Source organism: Salicibibacter cibarius (assembly GCF_016495725.1).
Taxonomy (GTDB): domain Bacteria; phylum Bacillota; class Bacilli; order Bacillales; family Marinococcaceae; genus Salicibibacter; species Salicibibacter cibarius.
This window is the reverse complement of the sequence record NZ_CP054705.1, coordinates 1,537,319-1,551,158: the sequence shown is the minus strand read 5'-3', so window position 1 is coordinate 1,551,158 and position 13,840 is coordinate 1,537,319. Positions and strand designations below refer to the sequence as shown.

The 13,840-nt window shown below is 45.6% G+C and carries 13 protein-coding genes and 1 pseudogene; 4 read left to right on the top strand and 10 right to left on the bottom strand.

Going from position 1 to position 13,840, the window contains the following annotated elements; translation table 11 throughout:
• Positions 1-33: 33 nt before the first annotated feature.
• The 5 genes from HUG15_RS08125 to ku all read right to left on the bottom strand — a co-directional run bounded on the left by HUG15_RS08125 (position 34) and on the right by ku (position 4,716).
• On the bottom strand, positions 34-420 hold the full coding sequence (locus tag HUG15_RS08125; protein ID WP_200128184.1) for an OsmC family protein: 387 nt from the start codon (positions 418-420) through the stop codon (positions 34-36).
• 251 nt (positions 421-671) lie between these two features.
• The gene (locus HUG15_RS08120) at positions 672-1,226 is read right to left on the bottom strand and encodes a YhcN/YlaJ family sporulation lipoprotein (protein WP_200128183.1); all 555 of its coding nucleotides are present in this window, start codon (positions 1,224-1,226) and stop codon (positions 672-674) included.
• A 14-nt stretch (positions 1,227-1,240) separates the two neighbouring features.
• Entirely contained in the window at positions 1,241-2,950 is a 1,710-nt protein-coding gene (locus HUG15_RS08115) for a GMC family oxidoreductase (protein ID WP_200128182.1), read from the bottom strand.
• Positions 2,951-2,985: 35 nt separating this feature from the next.
• The gene (locus tag HUG15_RS08110) at positions 2,986-3,753 is read right to left on the bottom strand and encodes a gluconate 2-dehydrogenase subunit 3 family protein (RefSeq protein ID WP_200128181.1); all 768 of its coding nucleotides are present in this window, start codon (positions 3,751-3,753) and stop codon (positions 2,986-2,988) included.
• A 138-nt stretch (positions 3,754-3,891) separates the two neighbouring features.
• A complete protein-coding gene (gene ku / locus HUG15_RS08105) occupies positions 3,892-4,716 on the bottom strand; it encodes a non-homologous end joining protein Ku (RefSeq protein ID WP_200128180.1) in 825 nt (274 codons plus the stop codon).
• A 120-nt stretch (positions 4,717-4,836) separates the two neighbouring features.
• On the opposite strand from ku, the gene ligD reads away from it, so the two are divergent.
• From ligD to HUG15_RS08090, 3 genes are all read left to right on the top strand, one after another.
• Complete coding sequence (gene ligD, locus HUG15_RS08100; protein ID WP_200128179.1) at positions 4,837-6,633, top strand: DNA ligase D; 1,797 nt, start codon at positions 4,837-4,839, stop codon at positions 6,631-6,633.
• Between the two features lie 54 nt (positions 6,634-6,687).
• Positions 6,688-8,085 (top strand): MDR family MFS transporter, encoded by a 1,398-nt coding sequence (locus HUG15_RS08095; RefSeq protein WP_200128178.1) that lies wholly within the window; start codon positions 6,688-6,690, stop codon positions 8,083-8,085.
• Positions 8,086-8,555: 470 nt separating this feature from the next.
• Positions 8,556-9,368, top strand: a complete 813-nt coding sequence (locus HUG15_RS08090; RefSeq protein ID WP_200128177.1) for a YihY/virulence factor BrkB family protein — start codon at positions 8,556-8,558, stop codon at positions 9,366-9,368.
• 37 nt (positions 9,369-9,405) lie between these two features.
• On the opposite strand, the gene HUG15_RS08085 is transcribed toward HUG15_RS08090, so the two are convergent.
• Complete coding sequence (locus HUG15_RS08085) at positions 9,406-10,191, bottom strand: VLRF1 family aeRF1-type release factor (protein ID WP_200128176.1); 786 nt, start codon at positions 10,189-10,191, stop codon at positions 9,406-9,408.
• Between the two features lie 79 nt (positions 10,192-10,270).
• Complete coding sequence (locus HUG15_RS08080; RefSeq protein ID WP_200128175.1) at positions 10,271-10,666, bottom strand: hypothetical protein; 396 nt, start codon at positions 10,664-10,666, stop codon at positions 10,271-10,273.
• A gap of 254 nt (positions 10,667-10,920) precedes the next feature.
• On the opposite strand from HUG15_RS08080, the gene HUG15_RS08075 reads away from it, so the two are divergent.
• Positions 10,921-11,082: an FbpB family small basic protein gene (locus tag HUG15_RS08075; RefSeq protein WP_200089055.1), complete on the top strand. Its 162-nt coding sequence runs from the start codon at positions 10,921-10,923 to the stop codon at positions 11,080-11,082.
• 11 nt (positions 11,083-11,093) lie between these two features.
• On the opposite strand, the gene HUG15_RS08070 is transcribed toward HUG15_RS08075, so the two are convergent.
• The 3 genes and pseudogenes from HUG15_RS08070 to HUG15_RS08055 form a co-directional block, all read right to left on the bottom strand.
• Entirely contained in the window at positions 11,094-11,942 is an 849-nt protein-coding gene (locus HUG15_RS08070; RefSeq protein WP_200128174.1) for an alpha/beta fold hydrolase, read from the bottom strand.
• A 38-nt stretch (positions 11,943-11,980) separates the two neighbouring features.
• Positions 11,981-12,942 (bottom strand): annotated as a pseudogene (gene msrA / locus HUG15_RS23620) (peptide-methionine (S)-S-oxide reductase MsrA).
• 222 nt (positions 12,943-13,164) lie between these two features.
• Positions 13,165-13,764, bottom strand: a complete 600-nt coding sequence (locus HUG15_RS08055; RefSeq protein WP_200128171.1) for a ribonuclease H1 domain-containing protein — start codon at positions 13,762-13,764, stop codon at positions 13,165-13,167.
• Positions 13,765-13,840: the final 76 nt, after the last annotated feature.

Below are 13,840 nucleotides of genomic sequence, written 5' to 3'. Positions count from 1 at the left end.
AACAGTGCCTCGTGAATGAAGCACTGCCTCTCGTTATGGATTCAATGTTAACGACTCTGTGACGGTGATCGACGGTTCTACCGATTGAACAATGGTGCAATTCTTTTTCGCGATGTCCAAAAGTTTTTCCATGAGTTCTTCTTTTACGCCTTCTGCTTCTATCGTGTAATGAAGATGTACCGTCTTTACTTCATGCGGTTCTTCATCATTTCTCGTTACATCGGTGTGAATACGAATGTCCCCGACCTCCACACGCCGCTTTTTCATTATTTTACGGAGCACACTCCCGCTACAGCCAGCGATTGATGATACGAGAAGCTGATAGGGACGAAACCCGTGTTCATCTTCCCCGGAAATTAGCAATTCGCCAAACGGAGCTTGTGTCGTGAAAGCTTCTTCATTGGCAATCCGAAATTCCATCCATACATCCCTCCCATTCACACCCATTGTACCGAAATTCATCGTTTTTTGCAGTGGAAACAGCCTGGTGGAGGGTGATTGACAAATAATAAGACATGAGCGTTAATCAAGTGAATTGCCGGTGCTGAGAACATTTTTTCACGCTTTGACTATCTTTTTGTCCGCACTCACGCCCAGCGAGGATTAATTTCTTTCTTATTTGGCGCCACATCCATGGGGTCATTAATATCAGCCGTTCAGCACAAGCATGGTTATCGAGAGCGACCTGTTCGCATTTGCTCAAATTGATCCTCATCATCCGTGACGATCAGTTCTTTGTCACCGATGTCGTCTTGTAGTCGTTCTTCAATAGCCACAATCGTTTGGTCAACGTCGTCCCCATTGGTACGGATACCTACAATCACTCGTGTATCATCGACGACGACGTAACTTTCCTCTATGTCATCCATCTCGTTAACGATTTGTTCAATGCTCTCCTGATGCCTGTCTTCCCTTTCATATCGCTGGGCCCGTTCTTCTTCGGCTTCCCGTTCTTCCTCCGTGAACGTATCCTTATCCGTCACATCTTGCGGATTATTATAATAAAATGATCCGCGACCGTCCGTCTTGTTACGTGACCCTTGGTGTTCATCCCTTGTGACTCGGTCTTCAACGGTAAAGTCATCCTGATCGTGACTTGCATCATTCACTTGTTCCATATTTTTCGCTTCATTTGGTTCTCCGGCATTATGATTATCTGCGTTTCCGCATCCAACTAACCCGGATAAAATAGCGGCAGAGCAGAGTGCCAGTGTTATTTTTTTCATTTATAACCCCCCCTTCAAGCCAATGGTCCCGGATTTTCATAATACTGTTTAATCCCTTCGGCAGCACGGTAGGAAAGTGCGCCAACTGTTGGCGTCGGATTATTCCCGCTGTTATGGGCAAACGCGGAAGCGCCCACGACGAAAAGGTTTTCACAATCCCACATTTGTAAATAATTATTAACCGCAGACGTATCCGGATCTCCCCCCATGATCACGCCTCCGGTATTATGGGTCGATTGATACGGTCTGATGTTATAATCCCCAATATCAGGGTTAGCGACAATGTCATTAGCACCCATTTCTTCCATTATCTCTTGCATACGCTCTGTTTGATAAGCTGCAAGGTTGCGATCTTGCTCCGTAAAATTATACGTCATCCGTAATAATGGATCTCCGAGACTATCTGTATACGTTGGATCCAAATCGAGATAGTTATTGACGTGAGGCATGCTAGCACCTTCCGCCCCGATGGATAACGTCCTGAACAAATAATGGGCATTTGCTTCTTTAAATTCACTGCCCCATTGTTTCGTTCCCGGTGGAACCGGATTGGTATTAATCGGACGAATCCCCGTTTGCATAAGCCGAATCGCGCCTCCGTGAAGAAAATCGAGATCGCTATGATCAAAATTGTCCCCGTTGTAATCATCCACATGCCCCACTAAAGCGCCCGCGCCTGCATACATATTAAACTGCCGATCAAAGAATCCTTGCACGGATGTCTGAATTTGGTAGCAATAATTTTTACCAATCACGCCAGTCTGCGTATCGGGGTCATAAGGCGTGCCAATCTCTGACTGCAATAAAAGGCGACTGTTATTCATAACGTAAGAGGTCAGAATAACAATGTCCGCAGGTTGGAAAAATTCTTCTCCGGTAAGCATATCGATAAAATAAACGCCGTCTGTTCGTTCCCCGTCATAGGAGATACTGCGTACATTGGCATGGGTACGAAGTTCAAAATTCCCGGTTTCTTTTGCGGTCGGAATCACTGTGATAATGGGATCTGATTTCGCTTGATAGTCGCATCCGAAACGTTCACAAAAAGAACAGTACTGACACTGTTGGATCGTTTGTCCGTCCGGATTCGTATAGGCTTCACTCAAATTGGCAGAAGGTCCTTGATAAGGATGTAAGCCTAACTCACTTGACGCTTCTTTAAACAATCGAATCGCCGGTGTTTCGACCATCGGTGGCGTCGGATATTCTGTAGAACGGGGGGCTGACATTTCATTATCTTCCCCGGACGTGCCAATCGTTTCATCAAAATGGGCAAAGTGTTCTTCCATGTCCTCATAACTGATCCCCCAGTCTTGCAGGGGCATATCTTCAGGGATTTTATCTTCACCGTAACGATCGATGGTTTGTGAACGAATCTCAAAGTCATAAGGAAGAAAGCGCGGGCACATCCCATTCCAGTGAACTCCGGCTCCTCCTAAGTCCGTCCCTAACAAAAACGACCCAAGTTGCCTCATCGGCAGCGCCCGCATATCACGATCATTTCGGAACGTTAACGTTTCTTTTGATAGATCTTGCATCAGGTCATAACGCACCGCGTATCTTAATTCATCTTTTTGCATGATAAAATCATCAATCGTACGTTCAGCACCTCGTTCCAATCCCATAACCTCGATGCCGTCCTTCGCAAGTTCCGAGGCAATAATCCCCCCGGCCCAACCGACGCCAACCACTACCGCTTCTTTTCTCGGTAACTCTGTTGCCATAATCGCCCTCCTTTACCTTTTCCACATTGAATCGGTTATTCATGATGGTCATGTAAACTGACCGGATCCATTTCTACAAATTCTTCTTCTGCAACGACATCCGTATAAGCCATCTGCGAGCCCGGATACTGAATTTGACGCCATCCATCCATGTTGTAATTCCCGCCATAAACAGGATCGGAATAAGCTCCCTCGATCGTTGCTGTCCTTAGCATGGCAAAAAACTCATCGGAAGCAACGCCCGTCATATCGACTTCGCCATCTTCAAATGCTTCCAGAATTTCATCTTGAACCTCGGGTTCCAGATCGAAGTAAGATTCGCCATGTTCATTTTGAGCTATGTTTTGGATCGTGCGAACACCGCCCAGAAATATACCCCTGCGTAACATTCCCGACTGCGGGCCTTGCGTCGGTGCACCTTCAAAAAATGGTCCTTGCATATATTCACGAGAATTAAACCCATACTCACCGGCAAGTTGTTTATCTATAAAATAAGGAACGCCAAGACTAATGGCACCCGGCCCGGTTTCGTCATCAGGAAAAATCCGTTCTACAGCCGCGCTTAACACGTCAAAATCTTCCTGCCGTTTGAAAAACATGCGTGCATGTGTCAGCTGCTCGGGTGAAGTGGTATCTCCCTCCGTAGCGGTATCCGGAGCATCTGTTGTACCGATAAAATTTTGCGTGAAAACGCCGCCAAGGAGCCCGCCACCGACAGCCCCGCCTACAACATAACCGCTATTTTTAAGAAACTGCCGCCGAGATAAGCCTTTTGTTTGTTGTTCTTCGTTTTCGTCTGCCATTTGTTCCCCTCCTTTATTTATGATTGTTTGAAAAGGAATTCTCTCTTCTTTTGCCCAAAAAAATGAATATTACTCAGAGTGATTAAATTTTTGTCATGCCTGGAAAAAACCGCCGGCCTTTATGGTCCGACGGTTCAGTTATGACGATTTCTTTGACGTTGCCGATTTCTTTTTTGCTGCCGTTGTTTTCTTCTTCGTGCGGTCGACCGATGCTTGCAGCGCATCCATTAGATCTGTCACATTATCTGGCTTTTCTTCCTTATCGGGAGTGACGACACTTTCGCCGTTTTGTTTCGATTCAATGAGCGCGAGTAAGTTTTTCCTGTATTCATCTTCATATTTTTCCGGCTCGAAGCTTGCCGTTAACTGATCGATCAACAGAACCGCCGTATCAAGCTCTTTTTTATCGATATCCTCACTTGACGGGACATTGGGGACATCGGCGCTTGCGCGAATTTCATCGGGATAATGTAACGTCTCCATGAGCAACGTCTCGTCGCGGATCCTCAAAACAGCCAACTGTTCTTTGGAACGAATCATGATCTTGGCAATCCCTACTTTGCGAGTATCGAAAAGGGCTTTGCGTAAAAGGGCGTACGCCTTCGACCCTCCCTCGTCTGGTCCCAAATAATAGCTGCGATTAAAATAGACAGGGTCAATTTCATCGATATGGATAAAGTCAAGAATTTCCACTGCTTTCTCCGTGTTTGCTTCTTTTAACTCCTTCAATTCTTCGTCTCCGACGATGACAAAGCGGCCGTCGTTCATTTCATGTCCTTTGACGATATCCTCCTTTTCCACCGTTTCCTCACAAACCGGGCAAACTTTCTCGTATTTGATCGGTGTATGACACTTCTGATGAAGATTCCGAAATGATACGTCTTTATTTTCGGTCGCCGCATGTAATTTGACAGGGATTGAGACAAGCCCGAACGAAATGCTTCCTTTCCAAATAGTGTGCAACAGCCTTCCCTCCCTTTTTAAATCTTAGTTTGATCGTTAAAAAGACAGGCATGCGTTGTAAAATATGGTTTTTCACATAAAGAAAACAATGTGTAGAAAGCTATTGGCGGAGGTGTTCGCATGTCATTCATGTTAGCATTCAGCCGGGAACAACTTCCCGAGGGAAAACAATGGCATTATGAATTAAAATACGATGGGTATCGCGCGCAGCTAATTTGGGACGGGTCGACATGCACCTTGTTCAGCCGTAATCATAATCGTTTGGAAAAACAATTTCCCGAAATTATAGACACTTGCCAGCGACATTTCCCGAAAAAAACCGTGCACCTCGACGGTGAAATCGTTCTTTTTCAAAACCCGGGACTTGCCGATTTTCATGCCCTTAAAAGCCGGCATCGCCTTCGTTCACAAGCTTCCATTCTTGCCGCAAGCCGTAAGCGTCCTGCGTACTTTCTCGCCTTTGATATCCTTGTATACGAGGATCGGGAATTAAAAAATGAACCCTACATAAAGAGAAAAAAAGAATTGGAAAGAACATTCAAGAATTTTGATCTGCCTACAAACCCAGCGCACCATGATACACGCCGGATACAATCGATCCCTATGTATGAGAATGCTGAAACCGTTCAATATCAAGCCAAACTATATCGCAGCGAGGGGATCGTTGCTAAAATACGTCAGCATACTTACAGCGGGAAACGCTCGGAATCCTGGTTAAAAATTAAAACCCCTTACGTGATTACCTGTTTCATCCTTTCTTATACGCCCGCCAATGGATATTTTGAAGTCGGGGTTTTTAAAGATGGAAAAGCTGTCACCCTTGGCCAGTGTCCTCATGGATTTTCAAAAACGGAAAAAGAAACACTCGTCACCATCATAAAAAATAACGGCAGCTGGAATGCACAAGCGCAGAAATATGAGATCAATCCGTCCATCGTTGTGACGCTCGCGTTTACGACGTACAGCAATGATTTTCGGGAAGCCCATTTCCAGTCATTTGAACTCAACATCCCTGCCGGAAGGTGTACATGGGAAACGTGGGAAAATGCCATGTTGAAATGGCCGAAGCGGGTAACGCTCACCCACCCCGACAAACCTTTGTGGGAAGCACCCGAGATTTTCAAGCGCGATTTTCTTGCCTACACACGAACGGTTGCACCCTTTTGTCTGCCCCATCTTGCCGAGCGGTTACTGACCGTCGTTCGCTATCCGCATGGAAGGTTTGGCGAAGCTTTTTTTCAAAAACAATGCCCGGAATACGCCCCTTCCTATGTAGAAACCGAAACCTTTGAAGAGATCGATTATATCATTTCCAATCACGTCGATACATTGCTGTGGCTTGCCAACCAACTCGCTATCGAATGGCACATTCCGTTTTCGCTATCGTCGAGCCGTTACGTCGAAGAGATCGTCCTTGATCTTGACCCGCCGGATGTGGAAGCTTTTTCATTGGCGATCGAAGGGGCAAATGTTTTAAAAGACATCTTCGATCAGCTCGGGTTAACAAGCTTTGTGAAATTTTCCGGAAATAAAGGGTTGCAAGTGTATGTCCCCCTCATTGAAAACCGATACACATACGAAGAAACGCATCCGTTTACGGAAGCAATCGGTGCTTACTGCTTGCGGGCAAGGCCTGATTTATTTACGCGGGAACGTTTCAAAAAACACCGTGGGCAAAAGCTGTACATCGATATTCCCCAGCATGCGTTTGGAAAGACAATCATCGCACCGTATTCACTCAGGGGAAATGCGGAAGCGCTCGTCGCCTGCCCTCTTTTCTGGGAGGAAGTGTCTTCAAGCCTTGACCGTACGGCATTCACGCTCCACGGTGTCCAACAACGGTTAGAGGATGAAGGTTGCCCTTTCCGCCTTTATATGGAAACGCAAAATCTACTCCCGGATTTCAGCCACTATTAATTTATGCTAAGATATTAGTAACTTCGCTTTTTTTTTCGCCAGGAGATGTTCAACATGCAAGAGACAGAAGTTCAAGATACAAAAAGTGTTAGTAAATGGGGCGTACTCATCGCTGCATTGCTCGGCGGTTTTATGGTTATTTTAAACAACAGCCTTATGAATGTTGCCCTTCCGTATTTTATGGATCTTTTTCAAATTACTGCTGTCGAAGGGCAGTGGATTATTACCGCGTTTGCATTGGGAATGGCAATCGTGATGCCGCTTACAAGTTACCTAAGTAAACGCTTTGGACCTAAAAAAATCTTTTTAATTGGTACGCTTATTTTTTTTGCCGGTTCTTTGGCCGGCCCTTTTTCTTGGAATTTTACGAGCATCATTGTCTTTCGATTGTTTCAAGGGTTCGGCGGCGGTTTGATTATGCCGCTTACGATGATGCTCATCTTCAAGCACTTTCCGAAAAATGAACGCGGACTCGCGTTGGGCATTTGGGGGATCGCCGCCATGGTCGCCCCGACCATTGGCCCAACCCTTGGCGGTGTACTTTTAGAGTTTTTTTCTTGGGAAATGCTGTTTTATATTAATGTTCCCACCGCGTTTATCGCTGCAGGCGCTGCCCTGTACTTTCTTCAAAAGGATACAAAGCCAACAATGCTTAGATTTGATTGGCGCGGATTTCTATTCATTAGTTTCGGTCTCGTCGCCACCATGATCGGGATCGATCTCTTGCAGTCCTATCCCGGAGAGCTGTGGGTGTATGGGCTTATCGTTGCCGGTGTGGCTGGGCTCGTACTATTTATTTGGCAAGAACTTAGAAGCGATGAACCTCTTTTGAACATACGCATTTTAAAAAATGCTGTTTTTAGCGGAAGTTTGCTTGTCATTAATTTCAGCGTAATGGCTATGTTTTCAGTTTTGTTGTTTGTCCCTATCCTTATTCAGGACATTTATGGCTATTCTCCTCTGTACGCCGGCTTCGTTCTCTTTCCGCAAGCGATATCCATGGGCATTGCCATGACGATCGGAGGGCGGGTGCTCGATAAAAAAGGACCTTACATCGTCATTATGACCGGTGTTGTTGTTACAACAATTGCCACGTTTGCCATCGCGCTTTCCATCGGGCAAGTTGGGATCATTATGCTTATTGTTTTCTTGGTTATCCAGGGGATCGGAAACGGATTGATTAATACGCCCGCGTCCACAGCAGGATTGAACGCTTTAAAAGAAACCCACGTTCCTGCAGGATCAGCATTCAACAACGTTTCCCGGCAATTAATGAAAGTGATCTGCATTGTATTTTTATCGATCTTTTTTGAATATCGGAGGGGGGCGCATTTGATCGGAAGCGATTCGATAGCAGCAGGTGAGCAGGCAGTCCGAGATTCCTACTTGCTTGTCGCCTCCTTACTGGTGGCCTCCATTATTCTCGTCTTTTATCTAAGAAAACGGTGGTGATGCCGTTTCATGGCGACCGTAATGGGGCGCGCTTCCGAGGGGGTGGACTTCATAACCACTTCATGATGACCGAAACGGAGCTGGAACACAGGGTTCGGGCTTCATAACCACTTCATGACGACCGAAACGAAGCTGGAACACAGGGTTCGGGCTTCATGACCACTTCATGGCGACCGAAATGGGGCTGGAACACAGGGTTCGGGCTTCATAACCACTTCATGACGACCGAAACGAAGCTGGAACACAGGGTTCGGGCTTCATGACCACTTCATGGCGACCGAAATGGGGCTGGAACATAGGGTTCGGGCTTCATGACCACTTCATGGCGACCGAAACGGGGCTGGACTAACTCTGGACACTACCGGTTTCGGGCACCATACCCCTCCCAAACCATCCCGCCATTTGCCTTTACATCCGAAAAAATGCCATAATGTGAAACATTACCCTTGCGTACTAACAGGAGATGCAATATGGCTATAGCGATTGTGAAGCGTATGATTCAATCAACCTGGGAATACAGACTATTTGATATCGCCGCGCAGATGGCCTACTATTTTCTATTGGCATTGTTTCCTTTGCTCATTGTTCTTCTTAGCATTCTGCACTTTTTTCCGGTTGGCGTCCATGATGTTCTTGTGCTCATTCAACCCTATGTACCGGAAAACTTACTATCGTTCATCGCCGGAAATTTGAGTAATGTCTTGGATGTTCGACGAACAGAGACGCTTTCCATCAGTTCGCTTGTCACCGTTTGGATGACGCTAATGGGCTCCTTTGCCGTTATTCGCGCGGTCAACAGCGCTTACCAATTCCCCGATCCATCCTTGTCGCGAATGATTATCGTCGGGTTTGTACTCGTCTTTACGTTACTGACGGCAGTCATTGTTTCGTTGTTGTTTCCTGTCTTCGGCGAACCCATTGGCCGGTTTATTTTTACCGCCCTTGGGCTGGAAGAGGCGATGCATATCTTCTGGTCGTTTATCCGTTGGGGGATTAGTTTTTTTGTTGTCGGGATCGTGTTGCTCATTCTTTATATTATCGTACCGAGCCAACGTATGAGCTGGCGCGACACATGGCCCGGCGCATTATTCGCGACTGTTGGATGGCAAGCAGCCTCATTCGGCTTCTCCCATTTTAATCAATGGAATGATTACACCCTTGTCTACGGGGGGCTTGGTACGATCATCGGTCTGATGATCTGGTTTTTTTTAACCGCTTTTATGATTCTGCTCGGCGCACAACTAAATGCCGTCATGATGGAGATGCACCGTGAGGAAAAATAAAAAAAACCCCCAATGTTTTGTTGAGGGCTTCTTTGTTTTAGCGGATATCCGCACCATACACTGCGTTGACGATTTCATGAGCAGGTTTGGATCCCAAGTTTTTCGCAATTTTTCCTTTTATATACGAGTCACTTATGTGTTGGGTGAGTTCAGACACGGATTCTTTGCTCCCGACAAAATAAGCGCCATTTACCCCCCTGTTTTTCAGTTCTTTTGATAATACGGGGGCGAGGTTTTTATACCATCGATGCTTGTTTTCTTCAAAGCGGCGTTGAAAATCGTCGATGCTTGTATCTGCCGCCGATGGTGGCGATGATTGGTCATCGTAATCCACCCAATCTTCTTTTTCCAAATCCCAACTGAACTTTTTCTCATCGCGAACTTCGCCGAGCGCGGTATCAATAAGCGTAACATCCCGTTGTTGCGTGACGACAATCCCTGTGGCCGGGTACTTTTCTTGCAGCTCTTCCAACTGGGCCGTGTCTGCTTCCGTGTCCCAATGGAACGAGCTTTCAACGGGAACTTGAAGGGTTTTTGCCGTCCAGATATCCCTATCGGCGGAAGCGATGAGAACGAAACTTTTTTGCATGTTTTTTTGCTGGTCATAAATATAAGCATTTGCTTCACGCAAAAGATGTTTTAAAGCTTTTTTGCTCTCCTTTTCCCCGCTCTTTTCCGCGTACTCTTCGAGACGTTTGATCCCGTTCTTAAGCCGAATCTTCCATTCATCATGTTCACTTAAATCCGTGTTTAAGTAAATCGTCAAGATCCCAAGCTCGTCCTTTTTACTTTTGATACTGTTCAACTCTTCGTCTAAAGCCATCTGTTTCGTCCTCCCCTAATCGTCTTTACTGTTTGTATTTCCACTGTGCAGGGGAGTTAAACCTGGCATTTCCCGGATGTTAATTTTCGTTCTGCGGAAGCTGTGTCAGACCAGGCTGCGCGGGCTGATTTTTATTCCGATGGTTTTGAAACTCTTTACCTGTCTCTTTGGCAATGTCTATGACGTCTGTTACGGTCTCTTTTAAATGCGACGAATGCTTGGCAATTTGTTCAACATCCTCGCCCGCTGCTTGCAAGCGTTCATTGACCTTTTCTGTCGTTCCCTTTACCAAATCACTGATCTCTTCCCGATTGTCTTTGACAAACGCACTGGCATCCGTGACAAATTGCTTGCCTTCCTTCACGCAGGAAACCGTTTTATTTCTGGCATTTTTATTGAATAACAAAAACCCTACCAGTGCGGATACACTTCCCACGGTAATATAAGTGACCCATCTCGTTTCTTTTCTAGCCAACATCATCCCTCCAAAACACGTTAAATCTTATCTAACGTCTAGTTTACCACAAACACCGCCATATTATCTTTCCATGAACATCCAAATGAAGCGAAATAGTATGAATTCTTCTTTAAATTGTAACATTTTATCAATGCATTCATGGTTCACATACGTTATAATAAATATAAAGAAAATGTGCATTCTTCGACAAAATAAACAGAATTTTGAATGGCATTTTCTTTAATATAAAAAAGGAGAGAGAGACAACGCATATGCGCAGACCATTTCGTACGTCATTTTCAGAGTTGGTTGATCAAAATAAACAGGATCTTGAGCAAGATTCGGACATGCTCGAGTCTATTGAAAGACGCGTCGAAGACAAGCAACTTCGCCGCCTTAAAAAAAGAAGCAATCAAAAAAAGGCGCTCTCCTAAAGCGCCTTTTTTTATAATCTGCCGCCTATGCTTCGGTGAATCAATCGAAAGACGATAGAACGGATCGGCTCTCCTTCATTAAGCAATTGATGCTTCCCCTTTTCAATTAATGCGATCGCGGCATTCGGAAACTTTTCCTCAAAAAAACGCAAATTATGCTCCCAGGCTACCGTTTGGTCATCTGTCCCCTGTATAATGTCAACGTCCATCGAATGAGGGGCAAGTTTGCGAAAGCGTCCTTCCCATTCAAACATTGCTCTCACCCACGCGAGTGGAATACGCCCGGATTGCAAAGGGTCTGCACGTTGTTTCTCTACATAGGTCGGATCCGATGAATTGTGCCGATAGCGCCTCGGAATTTCCTCCACGAACATATTGGCAGCGTAGTACCCAAGTTTCGCAGGTCGCCACCCGCGGGAACGTGCCAACGGGGCAACGAGAATTAATTTTCGCCAAGGCAAGTGACGCTCGGATAGTATGTAATGGGCAGCCACCCCCGCGCCCGTGCTATGGCCAATGATGACACGCGGGTGAATGTTTTCTTCTCCCAACGTTTCCAGTGCTTTTCCCAAGGTTACCTCGTATTCCCGAAAATTATCGACACGATGCCGTTCTCCGCCGGATAGGCCATGCCCCTGAAAATCCACCGCTGATACACTGTTTCCCTGCTCGGTTAATGAACAGATAAATGGAGCAAGCATCCCGACGTGTTCCATAAATCCATGCAAGAGTAAAATTTCTTCCTTAGGTTGTGGAGGCGTGAAGCGTTGCATAACAACGAAATCACCATCAACGTTCATTGAAAAACGGCGATAATCGATGTTGGTTGGTAACCCATAATAACGAAAATAATGATGCAAACACTCCACCTCCTCGTGGCGATCGATTGTTTCTACATTTACTCAAAGTGCTTTTTGTATTCCTCGTAGCCTTCTTTTTCCAAATCATGCACCGGAATAAACTTTAACGCTGCCGAATTAATGCAATAGCGAAGGCCATTTTCACCGGGGCCGTCAGGGAACACATGACCCAAATGGGAGTCGCCACCTTTGCTGCGCACCTCCGTCCTTCGCATCCCCATGGTTGTATCCAATTTCTCTTCGACATCTTTATCATCCATTGGATTCGTGAAACTCGGCCAGCCACAGCTCGATTCAAACTTTTCTTTGGACGTAAACAAAGGCTCACCGGAAACAATATCCACATACAAACCTTCCTCAAAGTGATTCCAATATTCATTTTCAAACGGGCGTTCCGTTGCGTCATTTTGCGTCACTTCATATTGCAGAGGCGTCAATCGTTCTTTTAAATCTTTTTTATCGCTCATTTAATCTTCCCTCCATACGTTTTGATAAACGATTCCCTTCCGGAACCTTTCTTATAGAGCTGGTAGTGAAACGGGTTTTTTAAATGGTAATCCTGATGGTATTCTTCTGCATCATAAAAAGGGGCGGCCTGCCGGATCGGAGTAACGACCGGGGTGCTAAAAGGACCGGTTTCATCGAGCTCTCGGCGTGATTCCTCCGCTAATTGTTTCTGCTCCTCATCATGATAAAAAATCGCTGTTTCATATGATTCTCCGCGATCATTAAATTGCCCGCCTGCATCGGTTGGATCAATGTTTTGCCAAAAGATCTTCAACAGTCGTTGATAGCTTATCTTCTCCGGCTGGTACGTTAATTGAATAGCCTCGACATGGCCGGTTTGATTCGAACAGACCTCCTCATAAGTGGGATTTTCGGTACGGCCACCCGTGTATCCCGACTTCACCTGTAGCACACCATCTTCTGCCTGAAAAGGCCCGACCATGCACCAGAAACATCCTCCTGCAAAGGTCGCCAACTTTTGTGGCTCATCCATACAATATCATCTCCTGTCTTTTTATGTTAGAAAAACTTGACTTATCGCCAAGGACTATCACCCGAACAATTTATACATTCCGATAGTGTGAAAAAATCCGCCTCATGGTAAGGCGGAACAGCATATTAATTAGTGACATTCGGTTTAGGTTTACATCACATCATTTACTATACCACGTCTTTTTAATGAATAAACATTGATCAGCGCCAAAATGCCCATCCTTTATTTTCTTTCGTAATCTGCTTTGATCTCTCCCCATGCTTGCGTGTCCCATTTTTTTATTGGTACGGAAATCTTATGCGTTTGCAACCATTTTTCTGCCCAATCGATAGCATCCCAGATTTCCTTAGTCGTTTTATCCCTAGGGAGCGTCGGTTTTGCTTTCTTATTTTCTACCCATGTGATTGCCGTCTGTGAATCGGAATAAATCGGGCGTTCCATTTCCTGTTTTGCTTGCCAATCCAATGCATGGACGATCGCGAGAAATTCTCCCATGTTATTGGTGCCTTTTGAAAAAGGTTTTCGTTCAAACAAAATACTTCCGTCTTTTGTATACACTCCCCGGTACTCCACCGGGCCCGGATTCCCACGCGTGCCGACATCTACGGAAATGCTCTCTTTTATGTACGTTTCCTGTTTTTTCGAATGTTCACTCGGGGTTTTCGTTCCTGAATGATACGCACGTTCTGCTTCTTCCTTGCTTGAAAAAGATTTAAAGCGGGCACCTTTATAGCCGCTCACTTGCTCCTGACATTCGGGCCATGACTGATAAATGCCGGGGTTCCGACCTTTCCAAACGACATAATATTTCTTTTTTGCCATCATGCACCCCCTGCTGATTTTCCTTCTCAATTGTCATTGTAACAAAAAAAGAGCCCGTGCATAAATCACAGGCTCC

Bases quoted from the DNA above. Each gene is read 5' to 3' on its own strand.
- HUG15_RS08085 (WP_200128176.1), bottom strand. From the start codon at position 10,191: ATGGCTTTAGACGAAGAGTTGAACAGTATCAAAAGTAAAAAGGACGAG.
- HUG15_RS08120 (WP_200128183.1), bottom strand. From the start codon at position 1,226: ATGAAAAAAATAACACTGGCACTCTGCTCTGCCGCTATTTTATCCGGG.
- ligD (WP_200128179.1), top strand. From the start codon at position 4,837: ATGTCATTCATGTTAGCATTCAGCCGGGAACAACTTCCCGAGGGAAAA.
- HUG15_RS08055 (WP_200128171.1), bottom strand. From the start codon at position 13,764: ATGGCAAAAAAGAAATATTATGTCGTTTGGAAAGGTCGGAACCCCGGC.
- HUG15_RS08125 (WP_200128184.1), bottom strand. From the start codon at position 420: ATGGAATTTCGGATTGCCAATGAAGAAGCTTTCACGACACAAGCTCCG.
- HUG15_RS08090 (WP_200128177.1), top strand. From the start codon at position 8,556: ATGGCTATAGCGATTGTGAAGCGTATGATTCAATCAACCTGGGAATAC.
- HUG15_RS08110 (WP_200128181.1), bottom strand. From the start codon at position 3,753: ATGGCAGACGAAAACGAAGAACAACAAACAAAAGGCTTATCTCGGCGG.
- HUG15_RS08075 (WP_200089055.1), top strand. From the start codon at position 10,921: ATGCGCAGACCATTTCGTACGTCATTTTCAGAGTTGGTTGATCAAAAT.
- HUG15_RS08095 (WP_200128178.1), top strand. From the start codon at position 6,688: ATGCAAGAGACAGAAGTTCAAGATACAAAAAGTGTTAGTAAATGGGGC.
- HUG15_RS08115 (WP_200128182.1), bottom strand. From the start codon at position 2,950: ATGGCAACAGAGTTACCGAGAAAAGAAGCGGTAGTGGTTGGCGTCGGT.